Source organism: Streptomyces europaeiscabiei (genome assembly GCF_036346855.1).
GTDB lineage: Bacteria > Actinomycetota > Actinomycetes > Streptomycetales > Streptomycetaceae > Streptomyces > Streptomyces europaeiscabiei.
In genome coordinates this window covers 3,133,595-3,158,169 of record NZ_CP107841.1, presented here as the reverse complement: position 1 = coordinate 3,158,169, position 24,575 = coordinate 3,133,595, and the positions used below count along the sequence as shown (strand labels likewise).

22 protein-coding genes and 2 pseudogenes are annotated in these 24,575 nt (G+C 71.1%); 14 read left to right on the top strand and 10 right to left on the bottom strand.

What is annotated here, in order from left to right; translation table 11 throughout:
• Position 1 precedes the first annotated feature (1 nt).
• From OG858_RS13645 to OG858_RS13630, 4 genes and pseudogenes are all read left to right on the top strand, one after another.
• Complete coding sequence (locus OG858_RS13645) at positions 2 to 235, top strand: ferredoxin (protein ID WP_319259225.1); 234 nt, start codon at positions 2 to 4, stop codon at positions 233 to 235.
• Positions 236 to 299: 64 nt separating this feature from the next.
• Positions 300 to 776, top strand: a pseudogene (locus tag OG858_RS13640) (tetratricopeptide repeat protein); the annotation flags it as partial.
• A gap of 175 nt (positions 777 to 951) precedes the next feature.
• Entirely contained in the window at positions 952 to 2,175 is a 1,224-nt protein-coding gene (locus tag OG858_RS13635; RefSeq protein WP_086748945.1) for an RNA-guided endonuclease InsQ/TnpB family protein, read from the top strand.
• A 78-nt stretch (positions 2,176 to 2,253) separates the two neighbouring features.
• Positions 2,254 to 2,493: a hypothetical protein gene (locus OG858_RS13630; protein ID WP_256960506.1), complete on the top strand. Its 240-nt coding sequence runs from the start codon at positions 2,254 to 2,256 to the stop codon at positions 2,491 to 2,493.
• Between the two features lie 488 nt (positions 2,494 to 2,981).
• Here OG858_RS13630 and OG858_RS13625 read toward each other — a convergent pair whose 3' ends face one another.
• Positions 2,982 to 3,620, bottom strand: a complete 639-nt coding sequence (locus tag OG858_RS13625) for a TetR family transcriptional regulator (RefSeq protein WP_086748939.1) — start codon at positions 3,618 to 3,620, stop codon at positions 2,982 to 2,984.
• A 217-nt stretch (positions 3,621 to 3,837) separates the two neighbouring features.
• On the opposite strand from OG858_RS13625, the gene OG858_RS13620 reads away from it, so the two are divergent.
• The 3 genes from OG858_RS13620 to OG858_RS13610 are packed head-to-tail and all read left to right on the top strand — an operon-like array spanning position 3,838 to position 7,213.
• The gene (locus OG858_RS13620) at positions 3,838 to 5,397 is read left to right on the top strand and encodes a glycosyltransferase family 4 protein (RefSeq protein ID WP_086748940.1); all 1,560 of its coding nucleotides are present in this window, start codon (positions 3,838 to 3,840) and stop codon (positions 5,395 to 5,397) included.
• Positions 5,391 to 6,137 (top strand): class I SAM-dependent methyltransferase, encoded by a 747-nt coding sequence (locus OG858_RS13615; protein WP_086748941.1) that lies wholly within the window; start codon positions 5,391 to 5,393, stop codon positions 6,135 to 6,137. Before OG858_RS13620 ends, OG858_RS13615 begins: the two co-directional genes overlap by 7 nt.
• Entirely contained in the window at positions 6,134 to 7,213 is a 1,080-nt protein-coding gene (locus OG858_RS13610; RefSeq protein WP_060907193.1) for a prenyltransferase/squalene oxidase repeat-containing protein, read from the top strand. Before OG858_RS13615 ends, OG858_RS13610 begins: the two co-directional genes overlap by 4 nt.
• A gap of 223 nt (positions 7,214 to 7,436) precedes the next feature.
• On the opposite strand, the gene OG858_RS13605 is transcribed toward OG858_RS13610, so the two are convergent.
• From OG858_RS13605 to OG858_RS13580, 6 genes and pseudogenes are all read right to left on the bottom strand, one after another.
• Complete coding sequence (locus OG858_RS13605; protein ID WP_086748942.1) at positions 7,437 to 7,724, bottom strand: hypothetical protein; 288 nt, start codon at positions 7,722 to 7,724, stop codon at positions 7,437 to 7,439.
• A gap of 45 nt (positions 7,725 to 7,769) precedes the next feature.
• Positions 7,770 to 8,780 (bottom strand): LLM class F420-dependent oxidoreductase, encoded by a 1,011-nt coding sequence (locus OG858_RS13600; RefSeq protein WP_319064661.1) that lies wholly within the window; start codon positions 8,778 to 8,780, stop codon positions 7,770 to 7,772.
• 152 nt (positions 8,781 to 8,932) lie between these two features.
• Positions 8,933 to 9,769 (bottom strand): DUF5336 domain-containing protein, encoded by an 837-nt coding sequence (locus OG858_RS13595; protein ID WP_179201044.1) that lies wholly within the window; start codon positions 9,767 to 9,769, stop codon positions 8,933 to 8,935.
• A gap of 169 nt (positions 9,770 to 9,938) precedes the next feature.
• Positions 9,939 to 10,091: pseudogene (locus tag OG858_RS13590) on the bottom strand (N-acetylmuramoyl-L-alanine amidase); the annotation flags it as partial.
• A gap of 60 nt (positions 10,092 to 10,151) precedes the next feature.
• The gene (locus OG858_RS13585) at positions 10,152 to 11,147 is read right to left on the bottom strand and encodes an N-acetylmuramoyl-L-alanine amidase (RefSeq protein ID WP_319259204.1); all 996 of its coding nucleotides are present in this window, start codon (positions 11,145 to 11,147) and stop codon (positions 10,152 to 10,154) included.
• Positions 11,148 to 11,157: 10 nt separating this feature from the next.
• The gene (locus OG858_RS13580) at positions 11,158 to 11,442 is read right to left on the bottom strand and encodes a hypothetical protein (protein ID WP_319064659.1); all 285 of its coding nucleotides are present in this window, start codon (positions 11,440 to 11,442) and stop codon (positions 11,158 to 11,160) included.
• A 202-nt stretch (positions 11,443 to 11,644) separates the two neighbouring features.
• Here OG858_RS13580 and OG858_RS13575 point away from each other — a divergent pair, with 202 nt between their 5' ends.
• Positions 11,645 to 13,780 (top strand): restriction endonuclease, encoded by a 2,136-nt coding sequence (locus OG858_RS13575; protein ID WP_319064658.1) that lies wholly within the window; start codon positions 11,645 to 11,647, stop codon positions 13,778 to 13,780.
• Positions 13,781 to 13,956: 176 nt separating this feature from the next.
• Here the strand turns inward: OG858_RS13575 and OG858_RS13570 are convergent, their stop codons facing one another.
• The 3 genes from OG858_RS13570 to OG858_RS13560 all read right to left on the bottom strand — a co-directional run bounded on the left by OG858_RS13570 (position 13,957) and on the right by OG858_RS13560 (position 17,476).
• The gene (locus OG858_RS13570) at positions 13,957 to 14,640 is read right to left on the bottom strand and encodes a class I SAM-dependent methyltransferase (RefSeq protein WP_328545339.1); all 684 of its coding nucleotides are present in this window, start codon (positions 14,638 to 14,640) and stop codon (positions 13,957 to 13,959) included.
• 343 nt (positions 14,641 to 14,983) lie between these two features.
• Positions 14,984 to 16,570 carry an MFS transporter gene (locus tag OG858_RS13565; protein ID WP_328544854.1) on the bottom strand — a complete coding sequence of 529 codons (1,587 nt, stop codon included), beginning with the start codon at positions 16,568 to 16,570 and terminating at the stop codon, positions 14,984 to 14,986.
• Between the two features lie 273 nt (positions 16,571 to 16,843).
• Positions 16,844 to 17,476, bottom strand: coding sequence for a response regulator transcription factor (locus OG858_RS13560; RefSeq protein WP_319320279.1), 633 nt, complete (start codon positions 17,474 to 17,476; stop codon positions 16,844 to 16,846).
• Positions 17,477 to 17,959: 483 nt separating this feature from the next.
• Between OG858_RS13560 and OG858_RS13555 the strand changes: the two genes are divergently transcribed.
• The 6 genes from OG858_RS13555 (at position 17,960) to OG858_RS13530 (ending at position 24,567) form a co-directional block, all read left to right on the top strand.
• Positions 17,960 to 18,820 (top strand): MaoC/PaaZ C-terminal domain-containing protein, encoded by an 861-nt coding sequence (locus OG858_RS13555; protein ID WP_086750962.1) that lies wholly within the window; start codon positions 17,960 to 17,962, stop codon positions 18,818 to 18,820.
• A gap of 180 nt (positions 18,821 to 19,000) precedes the next feature.
• Positions 19,001 to 20,077, top strand: coding sequence for a Zn-dependent alcohol dehydrogenase (locus OG858_RS13550; RefSeq protein ID WP_319064655.1), 1,077 nt, complete (start codon positions 19,001 to 19,003; stop codon positions 20,075 to 20,077).
• Between the two features lie 35 nt (positions 20,078 to 20,112).
• Positions 20,113 to 21,084 carry a 3-oxoacyl-ACP reductase gene (locus OG858_RS13545; protein WP_086749590.1) on the top strand — a complete coding sequence of 324 codons (972 nt, stop codon included), beginning with the start codon at positions 20,113 to 20,115 and terminating at the stop codon, positions 21,082 to 21,084.
• Positions 21,085 to 21,288: 204 nt separating this feature from the next.
• Entirely contained in the window at positions 21,289 to 22,449 is a 1,161-nt protein-coding gene (locus tag OG858_RS13540; protein ID WP_408059393.1) for a tyrosine-type recombinase/integrase, read from the top strand.
• Positions 22,450 to 22,453: 4 nt separating this feature from the next.
• The gene (locus OG858_RS13535) at positions 22,454 to 22,801 is read left to right on the top strand and encodes a helix-turn-helix domain-containing protein (protein ID WP_086749591.1); all 348 of its coding nucleotides are present in this window, start codon (positions 22,454 to 22,456) and stop codon (positions 22,799 to 22,801) included.
• A 230-nt stretch (positions 22,802 to 23,031) separates the two neighbouring features.
• Entirely contained in the window at positions 23,032 to 24,567 is a 1,536-nt protein-coding gene (locus OG858_RS13530; RefSeq protein ID WP_327748963.1) for a hypothetical protein, read from the top strand.
• Positions 24,568 to 24,575 lie beyond the last annotated feature (8 nt).

Here is a 24,575-nt window from a genome sequence, read left to right as displayed (position 1 = left end):
CATGGGCGACCGCTGGCACGTGGAGGTCGACCGTTCCCTCTGCATCGGCTCGGCCCAGTGCACCCACCTCGCCCCGGAAGCCTTCCGCCTCGACTCGGCCATGCAGTCCCACCCCGCCACCCCCGACACCGACGCGGGCGAACGCATCCTGAAGGCGGCCGAGGGCTGCCCGGTGGAGGCGATCGCGATCACCCTGCTGGGCAGCGGGGATCCGGTGTTCCCGCCGGAGGACTAGGGGGTGTGGTGGCCTACGCTCTGAGGTCGGCACAGGAACGATCGGGAAGTCGGGGCGGGGAAGCGTGCGCAAGTCCGAGGCCAAGGAGCTGATCAACCAGGCGTACGCGGCCTGGGACGCCGAGGAGTGGCAGCGCGCCGCCGACCTCTACGAGCAGGTGCTCGCTCATTTCCCGGACGAGAAGCCGAGCGCGGAGTGGTGGTACGACGCCGCGCTCGGCCACAAGTTCCTGCGCAACTGGGACAAGGCGTACGAACTCGGGATCCAGGCCGCCGCCCGCGCACCGCGTGGCGAGGGCGACCCCGCGTACTGGAACCTCGGCATCGCCGCCACGATCCGCCGCGACTGGGCCACCGCCCGCGACGCCTGGACCGGCTTCGGTATCGAGCTGCCCGACGGCGAGGGGGAGATCGACGGCCGCTTCGGCCAGGCCTGCGTGCGCCTGGACACCGACGGCCGACGCGAGGTGGTGTGGATCGACCGGCTGTGCCCGACGCGCGGCCGGGTGGTGAACGTCCCCGTGACCGGCGGCCGCCGCTACCGGACATCATTCGTAGTGCTCCGGCCTTCAGGCCGGAGGTGAAGCGAATCGCGTGGTCGCGACGCGGAGCGTCGCGGTGTCGTTCCGGCGGAGCCGGACCCTGCTTCGGGACGGTGACGGATCGTTCGCATGTTCCCGATAGCGGCGTGGGTTCGACGTGCCTAGTGTGATCGTCATGCAGCTCCGGTACGCCTTCAGGTTGTACCCCGACGCCGCTCAGCAGGCCGCGCTGGCCAGGGCGTTCGGGTGCGCCCGCGTCGTGTTCAACGACGCCGTGCGTGCCCGTGAGGAGGCCCGTGATGCCGGGCAGCCGTTCCCGACGGCCGGTCAGCTGTCCACACGCCTGATCACGGAGGCGAAACGGACGCCGCAGCGCGCCTGGCTGGGCCGGGTCTCCGCAGTCGTCCTCCAGCAGTCCCTGCGGGATGCCGAGACCGCCTACAGGAACTTCTTCGCCTCCCTCAAGGGTGCCCGGAAGGGACCGAAACTGGGCCCGCCCCGGTTCAAGTCCCGCAAGGACGCCCGGCAGTCGATCCGGTTCACCGCCAACGCCCGCTGGTCCATCACCGGCAAGGGACGCCTGAACCTGCCGAAGATCGGCGCGGTGAAGGTGAAGTGGTCCCGCGCGCTGCCCGCCACGCCCTCCTCGGTCACCGTCGTCAAGGACGCGGCCGGCAGGTTTTTCGCCTCCTTCGTCATCGATACCGACCCGGACGCCGACGCGGCACGGATGCCCGAAACCGACCGCACCATCGGCATCGATCTCGGCCTCACGCATTTCGCTGTCCTGTCCGACGGCACGAAGATCGACTCTCCGCGCTTTCTGCGGCGCGCGGAGAAGAAGCTGAAGAAGGCCCAAAGGGAGCTGTCCCGCAAGCAGAAGGGATCGAAGAACCGGGCCAGAGCCCGCCTGAAGGTCGCCCGCGCTCACGCCAAGGTCGCCGACGCCCGCCGAGAGTTCCACCACCAGCTCTCCACGAAGCTGATCTCCGAGAACCAAGAGATCGCTGTGGAGGACCTGTCGGTGGCTGGACTGGCACGCACCCGCCTGGCCAAGTCCGTCCATGACGCGGGTTGGTCGTCGTTCGTGCACATGCTGGAGTACAAAGCGAGACGGTACGGCCGCACCCTGGTGAAGATCGGCCGGTTCACTCCGACCTCCCAGACCTGCTCGGCCTGCGGCGCCGTGGACGGGCCCAAACCGCTGAACGTCCGGGAATGGACCTGTGCCGCCTGCGGCACCGTCCACGACCGGGACCACAACGCCGCGATCAACGTGAAGACGGCCGCCGGACTGGCGGTATCGGCCTGCGGAGCGCCGGTAGGACCGGGAGCGATCCCGGCACAGCGCGAAGAAACAGGAAGCCACGGATTCCGCACCGGAAACCGTGCCGCGTAGCGGCACGGCAACCAGTCAAGGAAGGCCAGAATCCTCGCCCTTCAGGGCGAGGAGCATGTCAAGGCGAGATCGTCCTCCATGAACGGCCAGCCCAACGGCGAACGCGTCGTCGACGGCACGACCTTCCCCGTCTTCGACGAACTGCTCCTCTTCGAGCCGTCCGACCTGCCCACCTTCCAGGTGACGGTCGCGGCCGGCGACCCCGCCGACCTGGAGGCCCTCACCACCCTCTTCGCCGATCACGACTTCGGCGCGGAGCCCGCCGGCAGCCTGACGACACACTGCGCCTGCTGCAGCGAGGGCACCCTCCACAAGTAGCCCCGGACCACCCACGCGGGCGCCCAGCGTGTCTTCGTGGCGGCCCCGGAGGGCGAGACCCGCAGGCTGCTCGACCAGTGGGCGGGGGAGAAGGCGGTCGGGCGGAGCTGGAGCGGTCTGGAAGCCGTGGGTTAGGGCGATCTACCGCCGTCCGAATTGCTCGAAAAAAATACCCTTAAGGGGGTTGTGCTCCCGCATGGGTGTTCTATCGTAGAAATCAGCCTACGAGGCGAGTGAGGGAGCCGACCGGAGTAGCCGACAGTGGCGCGAGGTAGCAGATCCGCCGATGCCGACGTCGACGGTCGGGCTGAGAGGCCGGAAGGTTGCAGGACAGGACCTGACGGTGACCCTCGGCACCTGGGCCGACAAGCTGTACCGGCGCAGGGAACCCGTCTCGTAGGTCTTTTCCGTGCCCGCGGGTCCTGTTTTCAGTGTCCGCGGGTCATTGTCGTGTTTCCGTGCCCGCGGGTCATTGTCGTGCCCGCGTCCTACGTCTGCGGCCGCCGGTCCGGCGCCGTCAGGTCGATCAGGCGGCACACCGTCTCGATGTCGATCTTCACCTGGGCGATCGAGGCGCGGCCGGAGAGCCAGGTGATGAGGGCCGAGTGCCAGGTGTGTTCGATGACGCGGACCGCCGACAGTTGCTCCGCACTCGGGTTCTCCAGGCCCATGGCGTCGAGGATGATCGCGGTGGTCTGGTGCGAGACCTGGTCGACCTCGGGGCTGACGCTGCGGTCGGCGAAGGTGAGGGCGCGGACCATGGCGTCGGCGAGGTGGGGCTCGCGCTGCAGGGCGCGGAAGGCGCGCATCAGGGTCTCGGCGACGCGCTCGGCCGCCGTCGTGCCGCTCGGGGGCTTCTTGCGGAGCGTGCCGTGCATGTGTTCCAGCTGGTCCTGCATGGTGGCGACCAGCAGATGGATCTTGGAGGGGAAGTAGCGGTAGAGCGTCCCCAGGGCGACCTGCGAGGACTCGGCGACCTCACGCATCTGTACGGCGTCGAAACCGCCCCGGCTGGCAAGCTGGGCGCTCGCATGCAGGATGCGGCGCCGACGGGCCTCCTGCCGCTCCGTGAGGGGCGGTGAGTCCGGTCGCCCGGCGCCGGCTTCCACCTTGACTTCCGCAGGCATGGGTCTCGTTCCGTGACGGTCGTGACGGTCGGTGAGGGTATGAGATCAAATAGCATGCCAGGGCGCGGGCCGTGGCGTGAATCACCCGATCCACCTCTCACAGCGGTTCTACCAGCCGGTAGATTCAGAGCCTCTTGAACGATCAACTCTGAAACTTGTTCTAGATTACCGTCTCGTCGTAATCTCACGGGAAATCGCAGTGAGAAGGGGGCCAGGAGTGACCGCGGAGGCCAGTCAGGCGGGGTCCCGACGTGACCTCGCTGCGGACGGCGAGCGACCGCTCAACATCGCGCTCCTCACTTATAAGGGGAACCCGTTCTGCGGGGGGCAGGGCGTCTACGTACGGCACCTCTCACGCGAGCTGGCGCGCCTCGGCCACCGGGTCGAGGTGATCGGTTCCCAGCCGTACCCCGTGCTCGACGAGGACGCCGTGCCCGTCGACGGTCCGGGCGGCATCTCCCTCACCGAGCTGCCCAGCCTCGACCTCTACCGGCAGCCCGACCCCTTCCGCACCCCGAAGCGGGACGAGTACCGCGACTGGGTCGACGCCCTCGAAGTGGCGACGATGTGGACCGGCGGGTTTCCGGAGCCGTTGACCTTCTCGCTCCGCGCCCGCCGCCATCTGCGCGCCCGGCGCGGCGAGTTCGACATCGTCCACGACAACCAGACCCTCGGGTACGGGCTGTTGGGGAACGTGGGCGCGCCCCTCGTCACCACCATCCACCACCCCATCACCGTCGACCGGCAGTTGGAGCTGGACGCGGCCGAGGGATGGCAGCGACGGATGTCGGTGCGCCGCTGGTACGCGTTCACGCGCATGCAGAAGCGGGTCGCGCGGCGGCTGCCGTCCGTGCTCACCGTCTCCGGTACCTCCCGCCAGGAGATCGTCGACCACCTCGGCGTCCGCGACGACCGTATGCACGTCGTGCACATCGGCGCCGACACCGACCTCTTCTCGCCGAATCCGGCCGTGGCGCAGGTGCCGGGCCGGATCGTCACCACCTCAAGCGCGGACGTGCCGCTCAAGGGGCTCGTCTTCCTCGTCGAGGCGCTCGCCAAGGTGCGCGCCGAGCACCCCGCGGCCCATCTGGTCGTCGTCGGCAAGCGGCCCGCCGAGGGCCCGGTCGCCCAGGCCGTCGAGCGGTTCGGCCTCGAAGGCGCCGTCGAGTTCGTCAAGGGCATCTCGGACGCCGAGCTGGTCGACCTGGTCCGCTCGGCCGAAGTCGCCTGTGTGCCCTCGCTGTACGAGGGGTTCTCGCTGCCGGCCGCCGAGGCCATGGCCACCGGTACGCCGCTGGTCGCCACCACCGGCGGGGCCATACCGGAGGTCGCCGGACGCGACGGCGAGACCTGCCTCGCGGTGCCCCCGGGCGACCCGGGTGCCCTGGCCGCCGGACTGAGCCGGCTCCTCGACGACCCGGAACTCCGGCGGCGGCTCGGCCGCGCGGGACGCGAGCGGGTCCTCACCCGGTTCACCTGGGCCCGCGCCGCCGAGGGCACGGTCGCCCACTACCGCGAGGCGATCGCCCGCGCCGAGGGCCGTCCGGCGGGGGCCGCCGCGAGCGCCGTACCGGCGGCGGAGCACACCGCCGAAGCCGCCGAACTCGTCGAAGCCGTCGAAGCCCACGAGGCTGTCGAAGCCCACGAGGCCGTCGAAGCCCACGAGGCCGTCGAAGCCCACGAGGCTGCCGAAGCCCACGAGGCTGTCGAAGTTGTCGACGAAGCAGTCGAGACCAACCGCGAAAGCGCCAACCGCGAAAGCAGGGCCACGTGCTGACCGTCGATTTCTCCCGGTTCCCGCTCGCACCGGGGGACCGTGTCCTGGATCTCGGCTGTGGAGCGGGCCGGCACGCGTTCGAGTGCTACCGGCGCGGCGCCCAGGTCGTGGCCCTCGACCAGAACGCCGAGGAAATCCGCGAGGTCGCCAAGTGGTTCGCGGCGATGAAGGAGGCGGGCGAGGCCCCCGAGGGCGCCACCGCTACGGCCATGGAGGGCGACGCCCTCGCGCTGCCCTTCCCCGACGAGTCCTTCGACGTCGTCATCATCTCCGAGGTGATGGAGCACATCCCCGACGACAAGGGCGTACTCGCCGAGATGGTCCGGGTGCTGAGGCCCGGTGGCCGTATAGCCATCACCGTCCCGCGCTACGGCCCCGAGAAGGTCTGCTGGGCGCTCTCCGACGCGTACCACGAGGTCGAGGGCGGCCACATCCGCATCTACAAGGCGGACGAACTCCTGGCCAAGATCCGCGAGGCGGGCCTCAAGCCGTACGGCACCCACCACGCGCACGCCCTGCACTCGCCGTACTGGTGGCTGAAGTGCGCGTTCGGCGTCGACAACGACAAGGCGCTGCCGGTGCGGGCGTACCACAAGCTGCTGGTCTGGGACATCATGAAGAAGCCGCTGGCCACCCGGGTCGCCGAGGAGGCGCTGAACCCGCTGATCGGCAAGAGCTTCGTGGCGTACGCGACCAAGCCGCACCTGCCCGTCGCCGCGGCCTCGGCGGACGTCAAGTGACGACTCCCCGGACAGAACACCTGGTCCTGCCCGGGGTCCTCACCGCAGAGGAGGCCGCCGCCACGGTGCGCGGCATCCTCGCGGTGCAGCGCGCGGACGGTGCCATCCCCTGGTTCCGCGGGCACCACCTCGACCCGTGGGACCACACCGAGGCGGCCATGGCCCTGGACGCGGCCGGCGAGCACGAGGCCGCCGAGCGCGCCTACGAATGGCTGCGCCGGCACCAGAACGGCGACGGCTCCTGGTACGCCGCGTACGCCGACGGGGACGCCGACGACGTCACCGACCGCGGCCGGGAGACCAACTTCGTCGCGTACATAGCCGTCGGCGTCTGGCACCACTACCTGGCCACCGGCGACGACACCTTCCTCGACCGCATGTGGCCGGCCGTCTACGCGGCGATCGAATGCGTCCTGCGGCTCCAGCAGCCCGGCGGCCAGATCGGCTGGAAGCGCGAGGACGACGGCACGCCGGTGAACGACGCGCTACTGACGGGCAGTTCGTCGATCCACCACGCGCTGCGCTGTGCGCTCGCCATCGCCGAACAGCGCGAAGAACCGCAGCCCGACTGGGAACTGGCGGTCGGCGCGCTCCGGCACGCGATACGCCGGCACCCCGAGCGGTTCCTCGACAAGAACCGCTACTCGATGGACTGGTACTACCCCGTGCTCGGCGGCGCGCTCACCGGCATCGAGGCCAAGTCCCGTGTCGAGGAGGGCTGGGACCGTTTCGTCGTGCCCGGCTTCGGCGTCCGCTGCGTGGTCCCCAACCCGTGGGTGACCGGCGGTGAGTCGGCCGAACTCGCCCTGGCCCTCTGGGCGATGGGCGAGTCCGACCGTGCCCTGGACATCCTCCAGTCCATCCAGCACCTCCGCGACGCCGACTCGGGCCTGTACTGGACGGGTTACGTCTTCGAGGACCACGCCGTCTGGCCCGAGGAACTGACCTCCTGGACCGCGGGGTCCCTGTTGCTGGCCGTGGCCGCGCTGGGCGGCGACGAGGCGACGTGCGCGGTGTTCGGCGGTGAGCGGTTGCCGCGTGGCCTGGACGACTTCGACGACTCGGAGTGCTGCTGAGCCGAGGGGTGCGTGGTCGGCTGCGGCCCGGTGGGGCTTCTCGCGCAGTTCCCCGCGCCCCTGAAGAGCCGGGGGCTGCGCCCCGGGCTCTTCGGCCCGCAGGCCGGTGTCCTTCGGGGGCGCGGGGAACTGCGCGAGCAACCACGAACCACCCGCACCCGCCCACACACCCGCACCCCCGAGCCATGGGGTGCGACGGCCCAACCCAGCGGAGCGACCACGCTCAGTGCCGGTGCATCCGGTTCGCTATCGCATGCCCCACGAACAGGTACACGACGGCCGCCAGGCCGTAGCCGGCCACTACCCGCGCCCACTGCTCGTCGAAGGTGAACAGGTCGTGCGACCAGCCGGCGAGCCAGCGGGCCGCGTCATGGATGAACTGCACGAAGTCGTTCGTGCCGTTCGCATCCAACAGGTACATCAGGATCCACAGGCCGAGGATGAAGGCCATGATGTCGGCGACGATGGCTATGACCCGGCCGGCCTGGTTGGAGCCGCTGTTTCGAGACATGCCGTACGGGTTGCCCGCCCGGCTTCGATGAAACCTCAAGTGTCCTCAGGAGTTGAGCTCCGCCAGCACTCGCAACGTGTGCGGGTCAGGGGCGAGCACCAGCAGGTCCGTCACCGGCCCCTTCCGCCACAACTCCAGCCGCTCCGCGATCCGTTCGCGCGGCCCGACCAGCGAGATCTCGTCGGCGAAGGCGTCCGGCACGGCGAGTACGGCCTCCTCGCGCCGCCCGTCGAGGAAGAGCCGTTGGATGTGCCGGGCCTCCTCCGCGTACCCCATGCGGGCCATGAGGTCGGCGTGGAAGTTGCGCTTGGCGTGCCCCATCCCGCCGATGTAGAAGCCCAGCATGGCCTTCACGGGCAGCAGCCCCTCGGCGACGTCGTCGCAGACCTTCGCCCGTGCCATGGGCGCGATGAGGTAGTCGTCGGGCACCTCGGTCAGCGACGCCTCGTAGACGTCGGTCCGCGTCGGCGACCAGTACAACGGCAGCCAGCCGTCCGCGATCCGGGCCGTCTGCGCGATGTTCTTCGGCCCTTCGGCACCGAGCAGTACGGGCAGGTCCGCACGGAGGGGGTGGGTGATGGACTTCAGCGCCTTCCCGATGCCGGTGCCGTCCGGGCCGTCGTACGGGAGGGGGTGGAAGCGTCCCGCCAGCTCGACGGGGGCCGCGCGCCTGAGGACTTGGCGTACGACGTCGACGTACTCCCTGGTCGCGGTCAGCGGGGACCTCGGGAACGGGCGCCCGTACCAGCCCTCGACGACCTGCGGCCCGGAGAGCCCGAGACCGAGGAGGGCGCGCCCCCCGGAGAGGTGGTCCAGGGTCAGGGCGTGCATCGCGGTGGTGGTGGGCGACCGGGCGGCCATCTGCGCAACAGCCGTGCCCAGCTTGATCCTTGAGGTGTGCGCGGCGATCCAGGTGAGCGGTGTGAAGGCGTCCGAGCCCCAGGACTCGGCGGTCCACACCGAGTCGTAGCCGAGCCGCTCCGCCTCCTGGGCGAGCGGGACGTGGTCCGCGGAGGGGCCGCGCCCCCAGTAGCCGAGTGCCAGACCGAGCCGCATACGCCTGCCTCCTGACGGTGCGTCAGCTGTTCGGGGCGGGAGCGACTGTACGACAACGGCCCCCCGCTCGGAAGAGCGAGGGGCCGGTCGTGAGGCTCTGTGCGGCTCGATACGGCTTCGTGCCGCTTTGTGCGGCTTCGTACGGAGGGTGATCAGCCGCGCTGGATGCCGCTGGTGTCCTGCAGGACGCCACGGCGGCCGTCCTGGGTCTGGGCCACCAGGTTGGGGCCGCGCTGCTCGACCGCCAGGTACCAGGTGCCCGGCGCCAGTTCGGCGATCGTCGACTGCGAACCGTCCTCGGCGAACAGCGGACGGGCCACCGGCACCGCGAACCAGAACGGCGAGAAGTCACCGGCAGGCGGCTGCGGGGCCGCCGCCTGCTGCTGCGGAGCGCCACCGAACGGCGCCCCCGGACCCGGCTGCGGCTGGCCGGGTCCCGGCTGACCCGCACCGAAGGGGGCCTGCGTACCGGCACCCGGGTAGCCGTAACCACCGGGCGGCTGGGCGCCGTACGGCTGCGGGGCGATCGGACGCGGGGCGCCGACCAGAGCGACCTTGAGGGCGGGGACGAGGGGGGTGGCGACGGCCGCGGCGGCCAGGAGCAGCGCGGCGATCAGACCGAGGATGAGACCGGCGCCGGAGTCGGGCTCCGAGCCTCCGAAGGTGCCGAAGAGCTCCTCCATCGCTCCGAACGGGTCGATGATCGACCAGAACGAGGTCCAGGCGGCGAAGATCGTCAGAGCCACCCCGAGCTGGCCCAGGTCGAGGCCGACGACCTTGGGCGGCTGAGGCAGCGCACGGGCGATGACGATCAGCACCGCACCGATGATGCCGCCGACGTACATGCTCATCACCAAGCCGAGGTTGTCCCAGGCATTGGGTGTGTTGTCGCCGGAGCCGTCGAACGTGTCGAGGAACGACGCGATGAACAGCAATACCGCTGCTCCGATCACGACGCCGTCGCCTCTGGTGAGGGAGCGGATATTCACTTCAGGTCCTTCGTCAGTCGTCTCGTCATCGGTGGAGGCGTCGCCGTCACCATGTCGCCGTCAGGCCGTGGTGGGATGCGCGGGGGTGGCCCCTCATCGTAAGGACGACCCTATCGTCCGACCGACTTGGGTGTCCGCCGGGATCATCTCGATGATCACGATCCGCCCGCTACCCTCGCAGGAAACTCACGATTTCCTCAGAGTCCCCCCGCGCCGCTTTCTGCCGCCAGGCACCGCTGGTCAACGGTGCCTGGTCATGGATATCGCGCATCGTGGCGCACACGACGAACACGGCGGGAACCGTTGACAGATTGAGACCGCCCGCACTTCATTCCGTGGTACTTCGGGATAGCGGCCCGAGTTCCCCGAAGGGGGGAGTTGTTCAATTTTCGAGGAAGCTCGTGATGCCGTCCGAGATTCCCCGGGCCGCTTTCTGGCGCCAGGCTCCGCTGGTGAGCTGGGCCGCGTCCTTGCTGTCACGCATGTTGCCGCACTCGATGAACACCTTGGGGACGGTGGAGAGGTTGAGGCCGCCGAGGTCGGTGCGGGTGACGATGCCGGTGCCGTCGCCGACGTAGTTGGAGGGGGCACTGCCGGTGGCGCGGACGAAGAAGCCGGTGATGCGCTCGCCGAGGTCGCGTGAGGGGGCGACGATGGGCCGGGTGTCGGCTGCGCCCTCGTTCACCGAACCAGGCAGGATCACATGGAAGCCGCGGTTGCCGGCGCCGGAGCCGTCCGCGTGGATCGACACCACCGCGTCCGCCTTCGCCTCGTTGCCGATCCGTGCCCGCTCGTCGATGCACGGGCCCCAGGGCCGGTCGTCGTCCTGGGTGAACTTCACCGTGGCGCCCTCCTGTTCGAGGAGTGTCCGCAGCCGCCGGGAGACGTCCAGCGTGAACTCGGCTTCCAGGTAGCCGTCGTTGGTGGTCGTCCCCGTCGTGTCGCACTCCTTGGCGTTCGTCCCGATGTTCACCTTGCGGTTGATCTCGGTCGTGTGCTGGAAGTTGCCGGGGTTGTGACCCGGGTCGATGACGACGACCTTGCCCTTGAGGGGGCCGGTGGCGGCGGGCGCGGAGGAGGAACCGGAGGGGCTCGCCTTCTCGCCGTCCTTCCCGTCTTTGCCGTCCTTCCCGTCGTCGGAGGCGGTCGGCCCGCCGGACGGGTCGGGGGACGTCGGCGGAGTGCCCGCCGACCGGGTCTGCGGGCCCGCCACGCTGCCCGATCCGTCGTCCCCGCCCCCGGAGTCCCCGACGGCCTGCCAGACACCCCACCCGGCCACCGCCCCCACCACGACCGCGGCCACCGCCACGGTCAGCGGACGGCGAAGTGCGGAACGGCGGGGCTGGGGCGGATCGAAGTCCGGGCCTACGTACGACACGCCTGCCACCTTACGGGTCGGGCCCCGGCGGACCGGCCGCCCCCGCCTCGCGTGGCGGCCGATGCCATGCTCCGGGGCGTGCGGCCGTCCCGCCCGCGTTCCCGACCCGCGCCCCGTCCCGGGTACCGCTCGTCAGCCCGTGGCCGGCCGCCTCCTGCTCCGGGGAGCCCCCTGAAGGCCCGTCGTCGCAGCGGCCCGCGTACGCGATGCATCCGCGCCCGCTCTCCCAGCGAGCCACCGCCCGGCCGCCGCCGTGATCGTCGTCGTGGCGGCCGTCGTCCACCTGCTCGTCCACCTGCTCGTCCGGACCGGGCCGTGCGGCCGGGCGACCCGGCGGCCGCGCGCCGTCCGCCGGAACGCGGCCCTCGGTGGGCAGGGCGCTGACCAGCGGTAGGCGTAGGCGCCGTCGCGGGATAAAGTCGTCCGGTTACGTCTGGTTGTGGGGGCGGGGCTTCGTCGCGAGGGCGGTGGAGCTCCGGTGGGAGGGCTTGCAGCGTATGAGTCGTCGCTCCAACGGGTTGGCCGGGATCTGGGCCGAGGCACAACGCCAGCAGCAGCGTCAGTCGGAGGAACAGGCCCGGCAGCAGCGCGAGTACGAGCGACAGCAGCGCGCGTACCAACGGGAGGTGGCGCGCAGCCAGCGGGAGCAGCAGGCGGCGTACCGCCAGCAGCGCGAGGCCGAGGCGCGGCGGCGTACGGAGGAGCTGGACGCGCAGGTCCAGGCGCTGGAGGGGCTGTTGGTGGCCGGCTGCCGGGCCCCGGCGTTCCGGTCCGCCTCCCTCACCCGCACCGAGCGGCTGGAGCCGTTCTCGCCGGGGCCGCTCGCCCAGCCGGTGCCCATGCCGGACCCCAACCACTATCAGGCGCAGGGTGGTTGGACCGCACAGCGCCGTGCGCAGGCGCAGGCCGAGGCGCGCGCCCGATTCGAGCACGACTGGCACGCGGCACAGGCAGCCGAGACCCAGCGCCAGCGCCAACTGGCCCAGTACCAACGGCAGTACGAGCAGTGGGCGCAAGGGCAGCGGGCGGAGATCCGGCGGCACAACGCCGGGCTCGCGCAGATGGCGACGGCACTGCGCGACGGCGACCCGGAGGCCGCCGTCGACTACTTCTCCGCCGCCCTCTACGCCTCGCCCGCCTGGCCCGAGGGCTTCCCCCGGGGCGTTTCCGCCGCCTACGACTCGGCGGCCCGGCAACTGGTCCTGGACTGGGAGCTGCCCAGGTACGACGTCGTCCCCGAGGCGAAGACCGTCGTCTACATGCCGAGTGTCGACCAGGACAAGGAGCGCCCGCGCCCGGTCACCCAGCGGCGGGCCCTGTACCGGGACGTCCTCGCGCAGTGCGCCCTCCTGGTGCTCCACGACCTCTTCGCCGCCGACGAGTTCGGCGCGCTGGAGTCGGTGGTCCTGAACGGGTTCGTGGACGACCACGATCCGGCGACCGGCCGCCGCGCCCAGATCTTCCTGGCGACCGTCATGGTGCCCCGGTCGGTCTTCGCCGGCCTGCACCTGGAGCAGGTGAGCGCCGTGGACTGCCTGACGGACGGACTCCGGGGCCAGCTCTCCGCCCGGCCGGACCAGCGCACCCCCGTCCGCCCCGGGCGCAGGCCCGACGACGTGGGCAACGGCGTCGTCACCCATGGCGGCGAGGACGAGCCCGACCTGCTGGAGATGGACCCCCTCGCCTTCGAGTCACTCGTCGCGGAACTCTTCCGGGCCATGGGTATGCAGGCCGTCACCACCCAGCGCTCGGGCGACGGCGGGGTGGACGTCGACGCCCTGGACCCGGCCCCGATCCGGGGCGGCAAGATCGTCGTGCAGGTCAAGCGCTACCGCAACACCGTCCCGCCGACCGCCGTCCGCGACCTCTACGGCACGGTCCAGGACGCCGGCGCCAACAAGGGTGTCCTGGTGACGACGTCCAAGTTCGGACCGGGCTCGCACACCTTCGCCAACGGCAAGCCGCTGGAGCTGGTCTCGGGCCGCGAACTCGTCGACCTGCTCCACCGGCACGGGCTACGGGGCCGCCTGGGGACGGGCGAGCGCCCCGCTGCCGCTCCCGTGTCCTCGACCGACCCCACCGTGGTGCTGCCCGCCCAGCGGACCGCGGCGGACACCTCGAACGGGGCGGACCCGGCTCCGGCCACGGACGACCACAGCGTGCTCGGCATGTACTGGACCGGCGGTGTCGCCCTGGACGTCTGCGCGCTCGTCTGCCACGGCAACCGGGTCCTCAGCGACGACCACTTCGTGTTCTACAACAACCTCCGCACCCCCGACGGCACGGTCCGTGCCGTCCCGCCGACCGCACCCGACAAGGCCGCGATCCAGGTCTCCTTCGACACACTGCCGGCGGAGGCCGACCGCCTCGTCCTCGTGGCGGCGATCGACCCGGCCGTGAACCCCGACGCCGACCTCTCCGGCTTCACCGACGCCGGCATCCGCCTCCTGGACCCCTCCCGAGCCGAACAGGGCCGCCTGGAGGTGTCCGACGGCCGCGCCGACGAAACGGCCCTCACCCTCGGCTCCTTCCGCCGCCGCGCCAACGGCGACTGGGACTTCGTCGTCGGTGGCAAGGGGTACCGGGGCGGCCTGGAGGAACTGGTCCAGGACCACGGCATAGAGGTGGCGTAGGTATTACGGGGCCGCTCAGGTATCGGGGAGGTGTGGGTCAGATCCCCGTCCCGGTGCGCCGCAGCACCCGCAGGGAGTCCGTCGCCGAGACCTCCGTGAAGAGGAACTGGTCCAGGACCACGGCATAGAGGTGGCGTAGGTATTACGGGGCCGCTCAGGTATCGGGGAGGTGTGGGTCAGATTCCCGTCCCGGTGCGCCGCAGCACCCGCAGGGAGTCCGTCGCCGAGACCTCCGTGAAGGCGCCGGAGGCCAGGGCGCGGAGGTAGACCCGGTACGGGGCCTGCCCGGTGAACTCGTCCTCGGGGTCCGGGAAGACGTCGTGGATGACGAGGAGACCGTCCGGGGCGACATGCGGGGCCCAGCCCTCGTAGTCGGCGCCGGCGTGCTCGTCGGTGTGGCCGCCGTCGACGAAGACGAGGCCGAGGGGGGTGCCCCAGAAGGCGGCGACCTGCGGGGAACGGCCGACGACCGCGACGACGTGGTCCTCCAGACCCGCCCGGTGGAGGGTACGGCGGAAGGTGGGGAGCGTGTCCATACGGCCCACCTCGGGGTCGACGGTGGACTCGTCGTGGTACTTCCAGCCCGGCTGCTGCTCCTCGCTGCCCCGGTGGTGGTCGACCGTGATCGCCGTGACCCCCGCCTCACGGGCGGCGTCGGCCAGCAGGATCGTCGACCGACCGCAGTACGTCCCCACCTCCAGCAACGGCAGCCCCAGCCGCCCCGCCTCCACCGCCGCCGCGTACAGCGCCAGCCCCTCACCCACCGGCATGAAACCCTTGGCCGACTCGAAGGAGCCGAGAATCTCCGGCTTGGGCGCGGGAGCGGGCGTGGCCGGGTTCGGGTTGGGGGCCGCGGACATGGGGTCCTCCGTGTCGTCGTACGCGCTGGATCCCCATGCTGCCATGCGGTGATCGGCGGGAGGGTTCGGGGGATTCGGTCGGATGGCGGGTGCGGGTCCGGCGGGGGCTGGCCGCGCAGTTCCCCGCGCCCCTAAAAGACCTGGCCCCTGCGGGCCTGAAAGGCACGGCCCCGCGCGCCGGAAAGCACGGGGCGCAGCCCCTGCTTTTCAGGGGCGCGGGGAACTGCGCGACCAGCCCTCACCGGACCCGCGGATGAGGGGCGAGGGCACGTGCCACTCTCGGCGAGCGAGCGAGCGAGCGAGCGAGCGCGCGGGCGGGCGGGTGTCACGCCGTGCGCTCGGCCTAGCGGGCGACCGCTGCCCTGTCCTCCCTGGAGGTCGCGTCGGTCGCGTCGACGCCGTCCGTCTCACCGGCCTTGTCAATCTCCTCGATCCCCCTGGTCCCCTCGATCCCCCCGGTCCCGCCCTCGCTGCTCGCACGGAGCGTCAGCCCCTGCGCGGGGCGGCGGCTCGGGAGGAAGACGGCCACGAGGATGCCCACGCCGACCGCGGCCGTGGCGATGAGGAAGGAGACGCGGAAGCCGTGCATGGTCGGGATCGCGACGCCGCCGACATGGTTCGCGGTGTTGGCCAGCACCATGCCGATGACGGCGCTCGACACGGACGTACCGACCGAACGCATGAGCGTGTTGAGCCCGGTCGCCGCGCCCGTCTCCGACGGGTCGACGGCGCCGATGATCAGCGCCGGTAGCGAGGAGTAGGCGAGACCGATACCCGCGCCCAGGACCACCGACACGACCACGGTCTGCCAGGCGGCGCTCATCAGGCCGAGCCCGGCGCCGTAGCCGACCGCGATGATGAGCAGGCCCAGGATGAGGGTGCTCCTGGGGCCGTACTTGGCGGAGATCCGGGCGTAGACCGGCGCGGTGAACATCATCGTCAGGCCGAGCGGCGCCACGCACAGACCCGCGACGATCATCGACTGGCCGAGGCCGTAGCCGGTGGAGGACGGCAGCTGGAGGAGTTGCGGCAGGACGAGGGAGACGACGTAGAAGGAGACGCCGACCATGATCGAGGCGAGGTTGGTGAGGAGGACCTCGCGGCGGGCGGTGGTGCGCAGGTCCACCAGCGGGGCGGGGATACGCAGCTCCAGGACACCCCAGAGGAGCAGGACCAGGGCGGACGCGGCGAACAGGCCGAGCGTGGTCGCGGAGGTCCAGCCCCAGTCGCTGCCCTTGGTGATCGGCAGGAGGAAGAGGATGAGGCCGGCGGAGAGGCCGAGCGCGCCGAGATGGTCGAAGGTGCCCTGCGCGCGCATCTTCGTCTCCGGTACGGCGACGAGGGTCAGCACGATGGCGAGGACGCCGAGGCCGGCGGCACCGAAGAAGAGGGCGTGCCAGTCGGTGTTCTGCGCGACCGCGGCGGCGAGCGGCAGCGCGAGTCCACCGCCGACGCCTATGGACGAGCTCATCAGGGCCATGGCGGAGCCGAGGCGTTCGCGGGGCAGTTCGTCGCGCATCAGGCCGATGCCCAGCGGGATCGCGCCCATGGCGAAGCCCTGGAGGGTACGGCCGACGATCATCGGGAGGAGCGCGCTGGTGAAAGCGCTGATCAGCGCGCCGACCACCATCACGGACAGGCTGGCGAGCAGCATGCGGCGCTTGCCGTAGAGGTCGCCGAGACGGCCCATGATCGGGGTGGCCACGGCGCCGGACAGCAGGGTGGAGGTCAGTACCCAGGTCGCGTTGCTGGGAGAGGTGTCCAGCAGCTGCGGGAGGTCCTTGATCACCGGGACCAGCAGGGTCTGCATCACCGCGACGACGATTCCCGCGAAGGCCAGCACCGGGACCATCGCTCCGGAGGCGGGTGTGGCCCCTGTGGCTCCCTGGGCGGGCCGATCGGCCGTCGGTGGTGTGTGCGGCTGCGTCATTGAGCGGGGCCTCCTGGCCGGGTGAGGGTACGTGCTGTCTGAACCTTGTACGCCTGGGCAACTATTCCGTTGTTTTGAGTGACTAAGGAAAACTTGACTCGCCCATGAGGAAGTGACGTGTCGTCAGGTTCGGAGGGTTTTTTGTGGGCGAGGCAACGGATCCGGGCCCTCGTGGACTGTCAGAACCATCTAGGAGGTGCTCATGGGGGATCGGAAGCAGGCTCGGGACGAGGGGTCGCCCCGCGGCCGGCGGCCCTGCCGGGCGGCGCGGGACTACAGCCACCCCTGTCGCCGGGCCTCCCGCATCGCCTCCATGCGGTTGCGAGTGCCGGTCTTGCCGATGGCGGAGGCGAGGTGGTTGCGGACGGTGGACTCGGAGAGATGCAGCCGGGCGGCGACATCGGCGACGGTGGCGCCGTCGGCGGAGGCGTTGAGGGTGTCGCGTTCGTGGGCGGTGAGTGGGTTCGGCCCGGCGCTCAGCCCGGCCGCGGCGAGGGCCGGATCGACGACGGTCTCACCGGTCAGCACCCGGCGGATCGCCTGGGCCAGCTCCTCCACGGGCCCGTCCTTGACCAGGAACCCGGCGGCGCCGGCGTCCATGACCCGGCGGAGGTACCCGGGCCGGCCGGAAGTGGTGAGGATCAACACCCGGCAGTCGGGCGCCTGGTCCCGCAGCTCGGCGGCGGCGTCCAGACCGCTCATCCCGGGCAGCTCGATGTCCAGCAGCGCGACATCCGGCCGATGGGTCAGCGCCGCGTCCACGATCGCGTCCCCCGCCCCGACCTGTGCCACGACCCGGATGTCCGCCTCCATACCCAGCAGCAACGCCAACGCGCCCCGCGTCATCCGCTGATCCTCGGCGAGCAGCACCCTGATGGACTTGGCGGTCCGGTGATCCCGGGGCATCTCGCTCACGGCCCAAGAGTAGGGCGAAGGCGGCGATTCGGTCGGGTGTGGGTGGTGTGGTTGCTCGCGCAGTTCCCCGCGCCCCTGAAAGACACGGCCCCTGCGGGCTGAGAAGCGCGGGGCGCGGCCCCTGCTTCTCAGGGGTGCGGGGAACCGCGCGACAAGCCCCCACGTGCCCGCAGCCGGACAACGTGCTGCCCGTCCCGTTTCCCAGTCCCACTTCTGTCCGCCACGCGCATCTGACGCACTGTCAGGAGTCTTCACAAGTGCACGTGGCTCGGCTATACAGAGGGTCGCCGGACTGGAACGCGTTCTAGGTGGGCGGGTTCCGGGTCGGCCGTGACGACCTCGGTGCGACCGCTGGTGCGGACGGTCGTACCGAGGTTTCTCAACGCAAGCCACCCGCCTTCCGCCACCCGCCTCCGCCACCCGCCTTCCACTGTCAGCCCTTCGTTCTCCGTCCCCACCGCACACAGGAGCCCCATGCCCATCGACGCAGCCAAGGCGCTCGCGGCCGAGCCCCGTTCCGCCGAGATCGCGTGGAGTCGTAAGGACGTCCTGCTCTACCACCTCGGTATCGGCGCCGGTATCCCCGCGACCGACCCCGACGAGCTGCGCTACACGCTGGAGTCCCGGCTGCACGTTCTGCCGAGCTTCGCGACCGTCGCGGGCGCAGGTTCACCGGACGTCATCGGCGGCCTCAACGCACCCGGCGTCGACGTCGACCTCGCCAAGGTCCTGCACGGCGGCCAGCGCGTCGAGCTCCACCGGCCGATCCCGGTCGAGGGGCGGGCGACCGCGACCTCACGCGTGGCGGCGGTGTACGACAAGGGCAAGGCGGCCGTCCTGGTCATGCGGACCGAAGTCGCCGACGTCGAGGGTCCGTTGTGGGCGAACGAGGCGCAGATCTTCGTACGGGGAGAGGGCGGCTGGGGCGGTGAGCGCGGGCCGTCCGCCCGGCAGGAACCGCTGACGCATGCGCCCGACAAGGAGGTCGAGCGGGTCGTCCGCGAGGACCAGGCGCTGCTCTACCGCCTCTCCGGTGACTGGAACCCGCTGCACGCCGACCCGGAGTTCGCCGGGCGCGCCGGGTTCGACCGGCCGATCCTGCACGGGCTGTGCACCTATGGGATGACGTTGAAGGCCGTGGTGGACACGGTGCTCGGCGGGGACGTCGCCCGCGTCCGCTCGTACGGCACGCGCTTCGCGGGCGTCGTCTTCCCCGGCGAGACCCTCCGCATCCGGATGTGGCGGCCGGACGACCGCTCGGTGCGGGTGGCGGTGACCGCCGTCGAGCGGGACGACGCGCCGGTACTGGCGGACACCCTCGTCGAGCACGAATGAGCGGACGAACGCGCCGAGGAATGAACCGAAAAACGAGTCACCGAACGTGCCGAGGAACGAGCCACCGAACGCGCCGACGAGCAAGTCACCGAACATGCCGACGAGCAAGTCACCGAACGCGCCGACGAAAGACCAGCTCAGCACAACCGTAGGTCAGGTACTCCTGAGGGGAGCCGCACCATGCGCGCAGCCGTACTGCACGAGATCGGCCAGGACAAGCTCGACGTGCTCGACGACATCGAGGCGGTGGGCTTCGGGCCGGGACGGGTGAGGATCCGGGTGCGGGCCACGGGGCTGTGCCACTCGGACCTGTCCGCGATGGCCGGGGTGCTGCCGCAGCCCGGACCGTTCGTGCCCGGGCACGAGGGGGCGGGCGAGATAGTCGAAGTCGGGGAAGGCGTGAGCCACTTGAAGCCCGGCGACCGGGTCGTCGTGTGCTGGCTCCCGGCCTGCGGCACCTGTCCCGCCTGCAAGCGCGGTCAGACGCAGCTCTGTCTCGCCGGATTCCTCAACGCCGGAACGCCCAACTTCAGGCGGCCCGCCGGGGACGTCTTCGGCTTCGCCGGCACCGGCACCTTCGCCGAGGAGGTCGTCGTCGACGCCGGCTGCGCGGTGCCGATTCCGGACGACGTGCCCTTCGACATCGCCGCCCTCATCGGCTGCGGAGTCACCACCGGGCTGGGCGCGGCCCTCAACACCGCCGACGTGGAGGCCGGTTCGTCGGTCGCGGTCATCGGCTGCGGAGGCGTCGGCATCTCGGCGATCCAGGGGGCCCGGCTCAAGGGCGCCGCCGAGATCGTCGCCGTCGACCCGGTGGTCTCGCGGCGCGAGGCGGCCCTCAAGTTCGGTGCCACCAAGGCGATTTCGCCGGAGGAGCTGGCCGACGCCAAGCAGTCCGTCACCGGTGGTGAGGGCTTCGACTACGTCTTCGAGGTCGTCGGCCGCTCGACCACCGCCCGCACGGCGTACGAGGCCACCCGGCGCGGCGGCACGCTCGTCGTGGTCGGCGCGGGCGCGCTGGACGACTTCCTCCAGCTCAGCATGTTCGAGCTGTTCTTCGACGAGAAGCGGATCCTGCCGTCCATGTACGGCGGTGGAGACGTCCTGCGCTCCTACGAGCGGACGATCGCCCTGTGGCGGGCCGGCCGCATCGACCTGGCGGGCCTGATCACCCACCGGGTGCCCCTCGCCGACATCAACGAGGCACTGGACCAGATGCGCACCGGGGTGGCCCTCCGGACCTGCATCGAGATCTGACCACCACGCGGGTGCGAGAGGGGAAGGGCTCGGGAATGGCATTGCCGCTTGAAGGACTGTCCGCGATCGTCACCGGCGCGGGCCGCGGGCTCGGCCGGGCCGAGGCGTTGGAGCTGGCCCGGCTGGGCGCGGCCGTCGTCGTCAACGACTACGGCCGGCCGGGGCGGGACGGTTCCGGTGAGGTGTCCACCGGGCCCGCCGAGGAGGTCGCGGCGTCGATCCGCGCGGCGGGCGGCCGCGCGGTGGCGCACATCGGTGACGTGTCCGACCACGAACAGGCCCGGGAACTGGTCACGTTGGCGGTCGCCCGCTTCGGCAGGCTGGACATCCTCGTCAACAACGCGGGCATCCTGCGCGACCGCATGGTCTTCTCCATGTCCGAGGAGGAGTGGGACTCGGTCGTGCGGGTGCACCTCAAGGGGCACTTCAACACGATCCGGTTCGCCTCCGCCCACTGGCGGGCACGGGCGAAGTCGGGCGAGGGCGGGCCGGTGTACGGGCGCGTCGTGAACACCTCCTCCGAGGCCTTCCTCGCCGGTTCCGCCGGTCAGCCCAACTACGCTGCCGCGAAGGGCGGAATCGTCGGGCTGACCACCTCCACGGCCCTCGCGCTCGCCAAGTACGGCGTCACCGCGAACGTCATCTGCCCGCGCGCCCGCACCCGGATGACCGAGGACGTCTTCGCGGGCCTGCCGGGGGCGGCGGCCGGTGACGGGACCGGTCTCGACCCCCTCGCCCCCGAGCACGTCGCCCCCCTCGTCGGCTACCTGGCCTCACCCGCCGCCGCACAGGTCAACGGCCAGCTCTTCGTCGTGCACGGCGGCATGGTCGCGATCGTCGAACGGCCGCGCGTGCAGGCCAAGTTCGACACCAAGCAGGACGCGTTCACGTACGACGAACTGGACGGGCTGCTCACGCCGCACTACGCCGACCGGCCGGAGGGGGAGACGTTCGCGGCGGCGGAGGTGCTGGGGCTGCGGCACGGGCGGGGGGCAGCCGAGGTCTAGTGCCGCGGCAGGCAACGTCCGCCCCGTCGCGACGCCCGGCACCAGGTGGGAAACTGGAGTACCGACGGGTTCGACCTCATCCGGCTACCGGGCGTTCGACCTGTTCACGCTGGCTGGCGAATCGGGAGTCACGTCCACTCGAAAGGGTGAAGTTCTGCCAGTAACTCGCAGATTCCGGGCGTTACTTCCGTAATTTGCGTGTCCGTGGCGGATTCCGATACTCGCCGCTTCTCGCTGATCAGCGGGCGCGGCTCGCCAGGCCAGCCTCCCGGGCAGGAGGAGGGCCTGGCCGACGTCCTGACCCTTCAGCGTCGCGGTGTTCACCCGTCGTCGCGGGAGGCGGAGCAGGCGCTCTACCAGGACACGCTCGCGGAGTACTGCTGGGCGCGGGATGTAGCGGGGCTCGCGCCGACGACGCTGAACCGTCTGGTACAGCCCGTGATCGAGGTGTGCACCTTCTACGACGCTCTGCCCTGGGAGCTGTCGCCGCGCCAACTGGACCAGTACTTCGCCGGGGCGGGCAAGCGCGGTCACACCACGGTCCGTAAGAAGATCACCAGCATCGACCTGTACTTCGCGTTCCTCGAACAGCGATACGCCGGGGAGATCCGGCGGCGGTTCGGGACAGTGGTGGAGTCACCGATCGATGCCTTCAACCGGCCCCGGCACCGCGGGGACTTCGGGCTGCGGATCCCGCCCTCACGCGCGGAGATGACGGCGTTCTTCGCCGCGTGGCGCCAGGAACTGGGCTCGGCGCGCAAGTATCCGGTCGCGGTCCGCAACTACGTGATGGCCAAGACCGCCTACATCTCCGGGGTGCGGGCAACCGAGTTGTGCCTGGTGAGGCTGGGTGACCTGTACTGGGACAACGGCCAGTGGGGCCGCTTCCTCGTCAAGGGCAAGGGCTCGCGCGGGTCGGGCCCGCGCGAGCGCGAGGCGTTCATGTTCGCGGAGGGCCGCGAGCTGCTGTGGTGGTACATCGAGGAGGTCCGGGGCCTGTTCCCGGACGATGCGCTGGATCCGTACGCTCCGCTGTTTCCTTCCGAGCGGCTGCCGTCCGCGCTCGGTGCCGAGGTAGCGGTTGCGCCGCCGGTCTGCGCCGACACCTTCCGCCGGTCGCTGCGGGCGGCGTCGCTTGCCCATCTGAAGGGCACGGTGACGGTGCTGTTCCCGCATCTGCTGCGGCACGTCTGCGCGACGCACAACTACGAGTCGGGGATGCCGCTTTGGGACGTTCAAGTGCTGCTGGGGCATACCTGGCCGACCACGACGGTCGGTTATCTGGCGAGTGCGAAAGCGGACCCGGAGCGGGCCAGTCTGGAGTCGTCCCGGCGCGCGGTGCGCCGGCTGAGCGGGGAGACGTGACGGCGTGAAGTGGAATCTGCGCTGGGTGGCGGCCAGGCAGGACATCTGGCGGCCCAGTGACCTGAAGACCGCGTTCGAGGCGGTCGGGTTCACCCCGTCGCTGAGCAAGGTGTGCGCGCTGTGGTCGGCCCGGCCGGTGACCGTGCGGCTGGATGATCTCGACATGATCTGCGCTGCGTTGAAGTGCACGGTCGCCGATCTGATGGAGGCCGAGCCGCTCGCTGGCAGCGAATCCGGGGAGCAGGAGGGGCAGCGGGCGGTCGGCCAGGGCTCGGGTGCGGGCAGCGGCCAGCGGCCGGTGCCGAAGCAGAGCGGCGGCAAGGGCGCCGTGCGGCGCCTGCCGCCGAACTGAGCCGGGTGGCACGGGTGAACAGTCCTGGCTCGTGCGGCCTGTGTGCGGCCTGGGGCGCCATCACGGGTTCCGGCATGTGCTGCGAGTGCCGTAGCGGCTCTTACCAGAGGGTTGCGGGAGGGCTGCGGGAGGCGGTTTGCCGTCGGTGCGGCTGGCCGGGGATCGTCGGCGCTGACGGCACCTGCCGGGGATGCCGGATCGCGGTCCGGCTCGGTCAGGACCCGGCGTGGGTGCATGCCGAGTTCGAACGGCGCGCCCTGCCTGCCGGGCGGCCGCTGCAACTGGCCGTGCGCATCGAAGGTCTGGCGCTGAACAGCAACCCGCTGCGCAACCGCGCCGCCTCGGGCCGGCGGCAGAGGCTCGCGCCGTGGGCCCGCGGCCGGGTACCGCCAGCCCTTGACGACCCCGTGGTGTGCGTGGAGGAAGTCCCCGGCCAGCTCGGGCTGTTCGCGCCCTGGCCCAGGACCTTTACCCGCGCCCACGGCAAGCGCATCCGCGGCCGGACAATCCCCGACTTCCCCGAAGTCCAGGCGGTGCTCCAGGAGATGGCCGCCGAACGCCGCGTCGGGCAGACCTGGCACTTCCACACGCAGGAGGGCGCCCGGCTCGCGCTGGCCGCCCGGCCCCCGGATGAGCGCCTGGTACACCCCGAGACGCTCGCGGATCTCCCGCAGATGGCGCCGACCCTGCACGAGGCCCTGAAGCGGGCCGGGCTGCTCGCACCGCCGCGGCCGCGGCTGGTGCCCTCTTGGATGTCCGCCGGCCTGGGCAGCTGTCGCGAGTGCCTGGCCTGGACGAACGAGCGGGACCAGCGGTGCGCGCCCTGCCTGGACTGGGGCGCCGGCCTCCAGGCTGCCCCGTGCCACCGGTGCGGCCGGTGGCTGCCGTTGCGCGACGACCACTGCCGGCGATGCGTGCTCACCGTCGCGGAGACCGACTACGACCTCGACGGCATCCGTCTGGACGGCGGCGACCAGCTCTGGTTCGGCGGTCCCCTTGCTCCACGCAGCAGGAAAGGCGGCCTCTACGGGCGCCGCCGTCTTCAGCGCAAGCGCCGTGAAGCCATCCGTGCCTCGCGGGCCGCCCGCCCTGTTTCCGAACATCTCGCGCTGCCGGGCCAGCTGGAGCTCTTCCACCTGCCGCGCGACTGGACCCGCCTGGACGAACGACATCTCCCGGCCCTGACCCCGGCCGCCCGGATCCTGCTGAACGGGTTCGTCGCCCACATCAAGAGTCGCGGCTGGGACGCCGGCCGCATGAACGGGAGCATCCGCACCCTGCGCGTCCTGCTCGCCCACCTCGGAGCCGACGCCCCGCTGCCGGAGGAGGACGTGCGGCTGATCGCCCGCCGCAAGCACTTCCACGGCGCCCGCGTCGTCCACTACCTGCGCCTGACCGGACGCCTCGCCCCCGACCAGCACTCGGATGCGACCCTGGCCCGGGCCCGGCACCTCGCTGACACCGCTCCCGCCCCGTACCGCGGCCCGCTCAACCGGTGGATCGACGTCCTGTGCGGCACGGCTCCACGCCCCAGCCGGCCGCTCGCCCCGTCGACCGTCTGCTCCTACCTGCGCCCCCGCTGCGCACCTGGTACGAGGACGGCGTCACCGACCTGCGAGCCGTCACCCGTACCCACATCGAGCAGGCCCTCGAACCGGTCCAGGCAGAAGCCGCCAAGTCCCGGGCCACTGCCCTGCGCTCACTGTTTCGGGCCCTCAAACGCGAAAAGCTCATCTTCCGCGACCCTGCCCGCACTGTCTCCCTGACCACCGCC

Coding starts and splice junctions, on each gene's coding strand:
- OG858_RS13645 (WP_319259225.1), top strand. CDS start 2: ATGGGCGACCGCTGGCACGTGGAGGTCGACCGTTCCCTCTGCATCGGC.
- OG858_RS13635 (WP_086748945.1), top strand. CDS start 952: ATGCAGCTCCGGTACGCCTTCAGGTTGTACCCCGACGCCGCTCAGCAG.
- OG858_RS13630 (WP_256960506.1), top strand. CDS start 2,254: ATGAACGGCCAGCCCAACGGCGAACGCGTCGTCGACGGCACGACCTTC.
- OG858_RS13625 (WP_086748939.1), bottom strand. CDS start 3,620: ATGCCTGCGGAAGTCAAGGTGGAAGCCGGCGCCGGGCGACCGGACTCA.
- OG858_RS13605 (WP_086748942.1), bottom strand. CDS start 7,724: ATGTCTCGAAACAGCGGCTCCAACCAGGCCGGCCGGGTCATAGCCATC.
- OG858_RS13600 (WP_319064661.1), bottom strand. CDS start 8,780: ATGCGGCTCGGTCTGGCACTCGGCTACTGGGGGCGCGGCCCCTCCGCG.
- OG858_RS13575 (WP_319064658.1), top strand. CDS start 11,645: ATGAGTCGTCGCTCCAACGGGTTGGCCGGGATCTGGGCCGAGGCACAA.
- OG858_RS13570 (WP_328545339.1), bottom strand. CDS start 14,640: ATGTCCGCGGCCCCCAACCCGAACCCGGCCACGCCCGCTCCCGCGCCC.
- OG858_RS13565 (WP_328544854.1), bottom strand. CDS start 16,570: ATGACGCAGCCGCACACACCACCGACGGCCGATCGGCCCGCCCAGGGA.
- OG858_RS13560 (WP_319320279.1), bottom strand. CDS start 17,476: ATGCCCCGGGATCACCGGACCGCCAAGTCCATCAGGGTGCTGCTCGCC.
- OG858_RS13555 (WP_086750962.1), top strand. CDS start 17,960: ATGCCCATCGACGCAGCCAAGGCGCTCGCGGCCGAGCCCCGTTCCGCC.
- OG858_RS13550 (WP_319064655.1), top strand. CDS start 19,001: ATGCGCGCAGCCGTACTGCACGAGATCGGCCAGGACAAGCTCGACGTG.
- OG858_RS13545 (WP_086749590.1), top strand. CDS start 20,113: ATGGCATTGCCGCTTGAAGGACTGTCCGCGATCGTCACCGGCGCGGGC.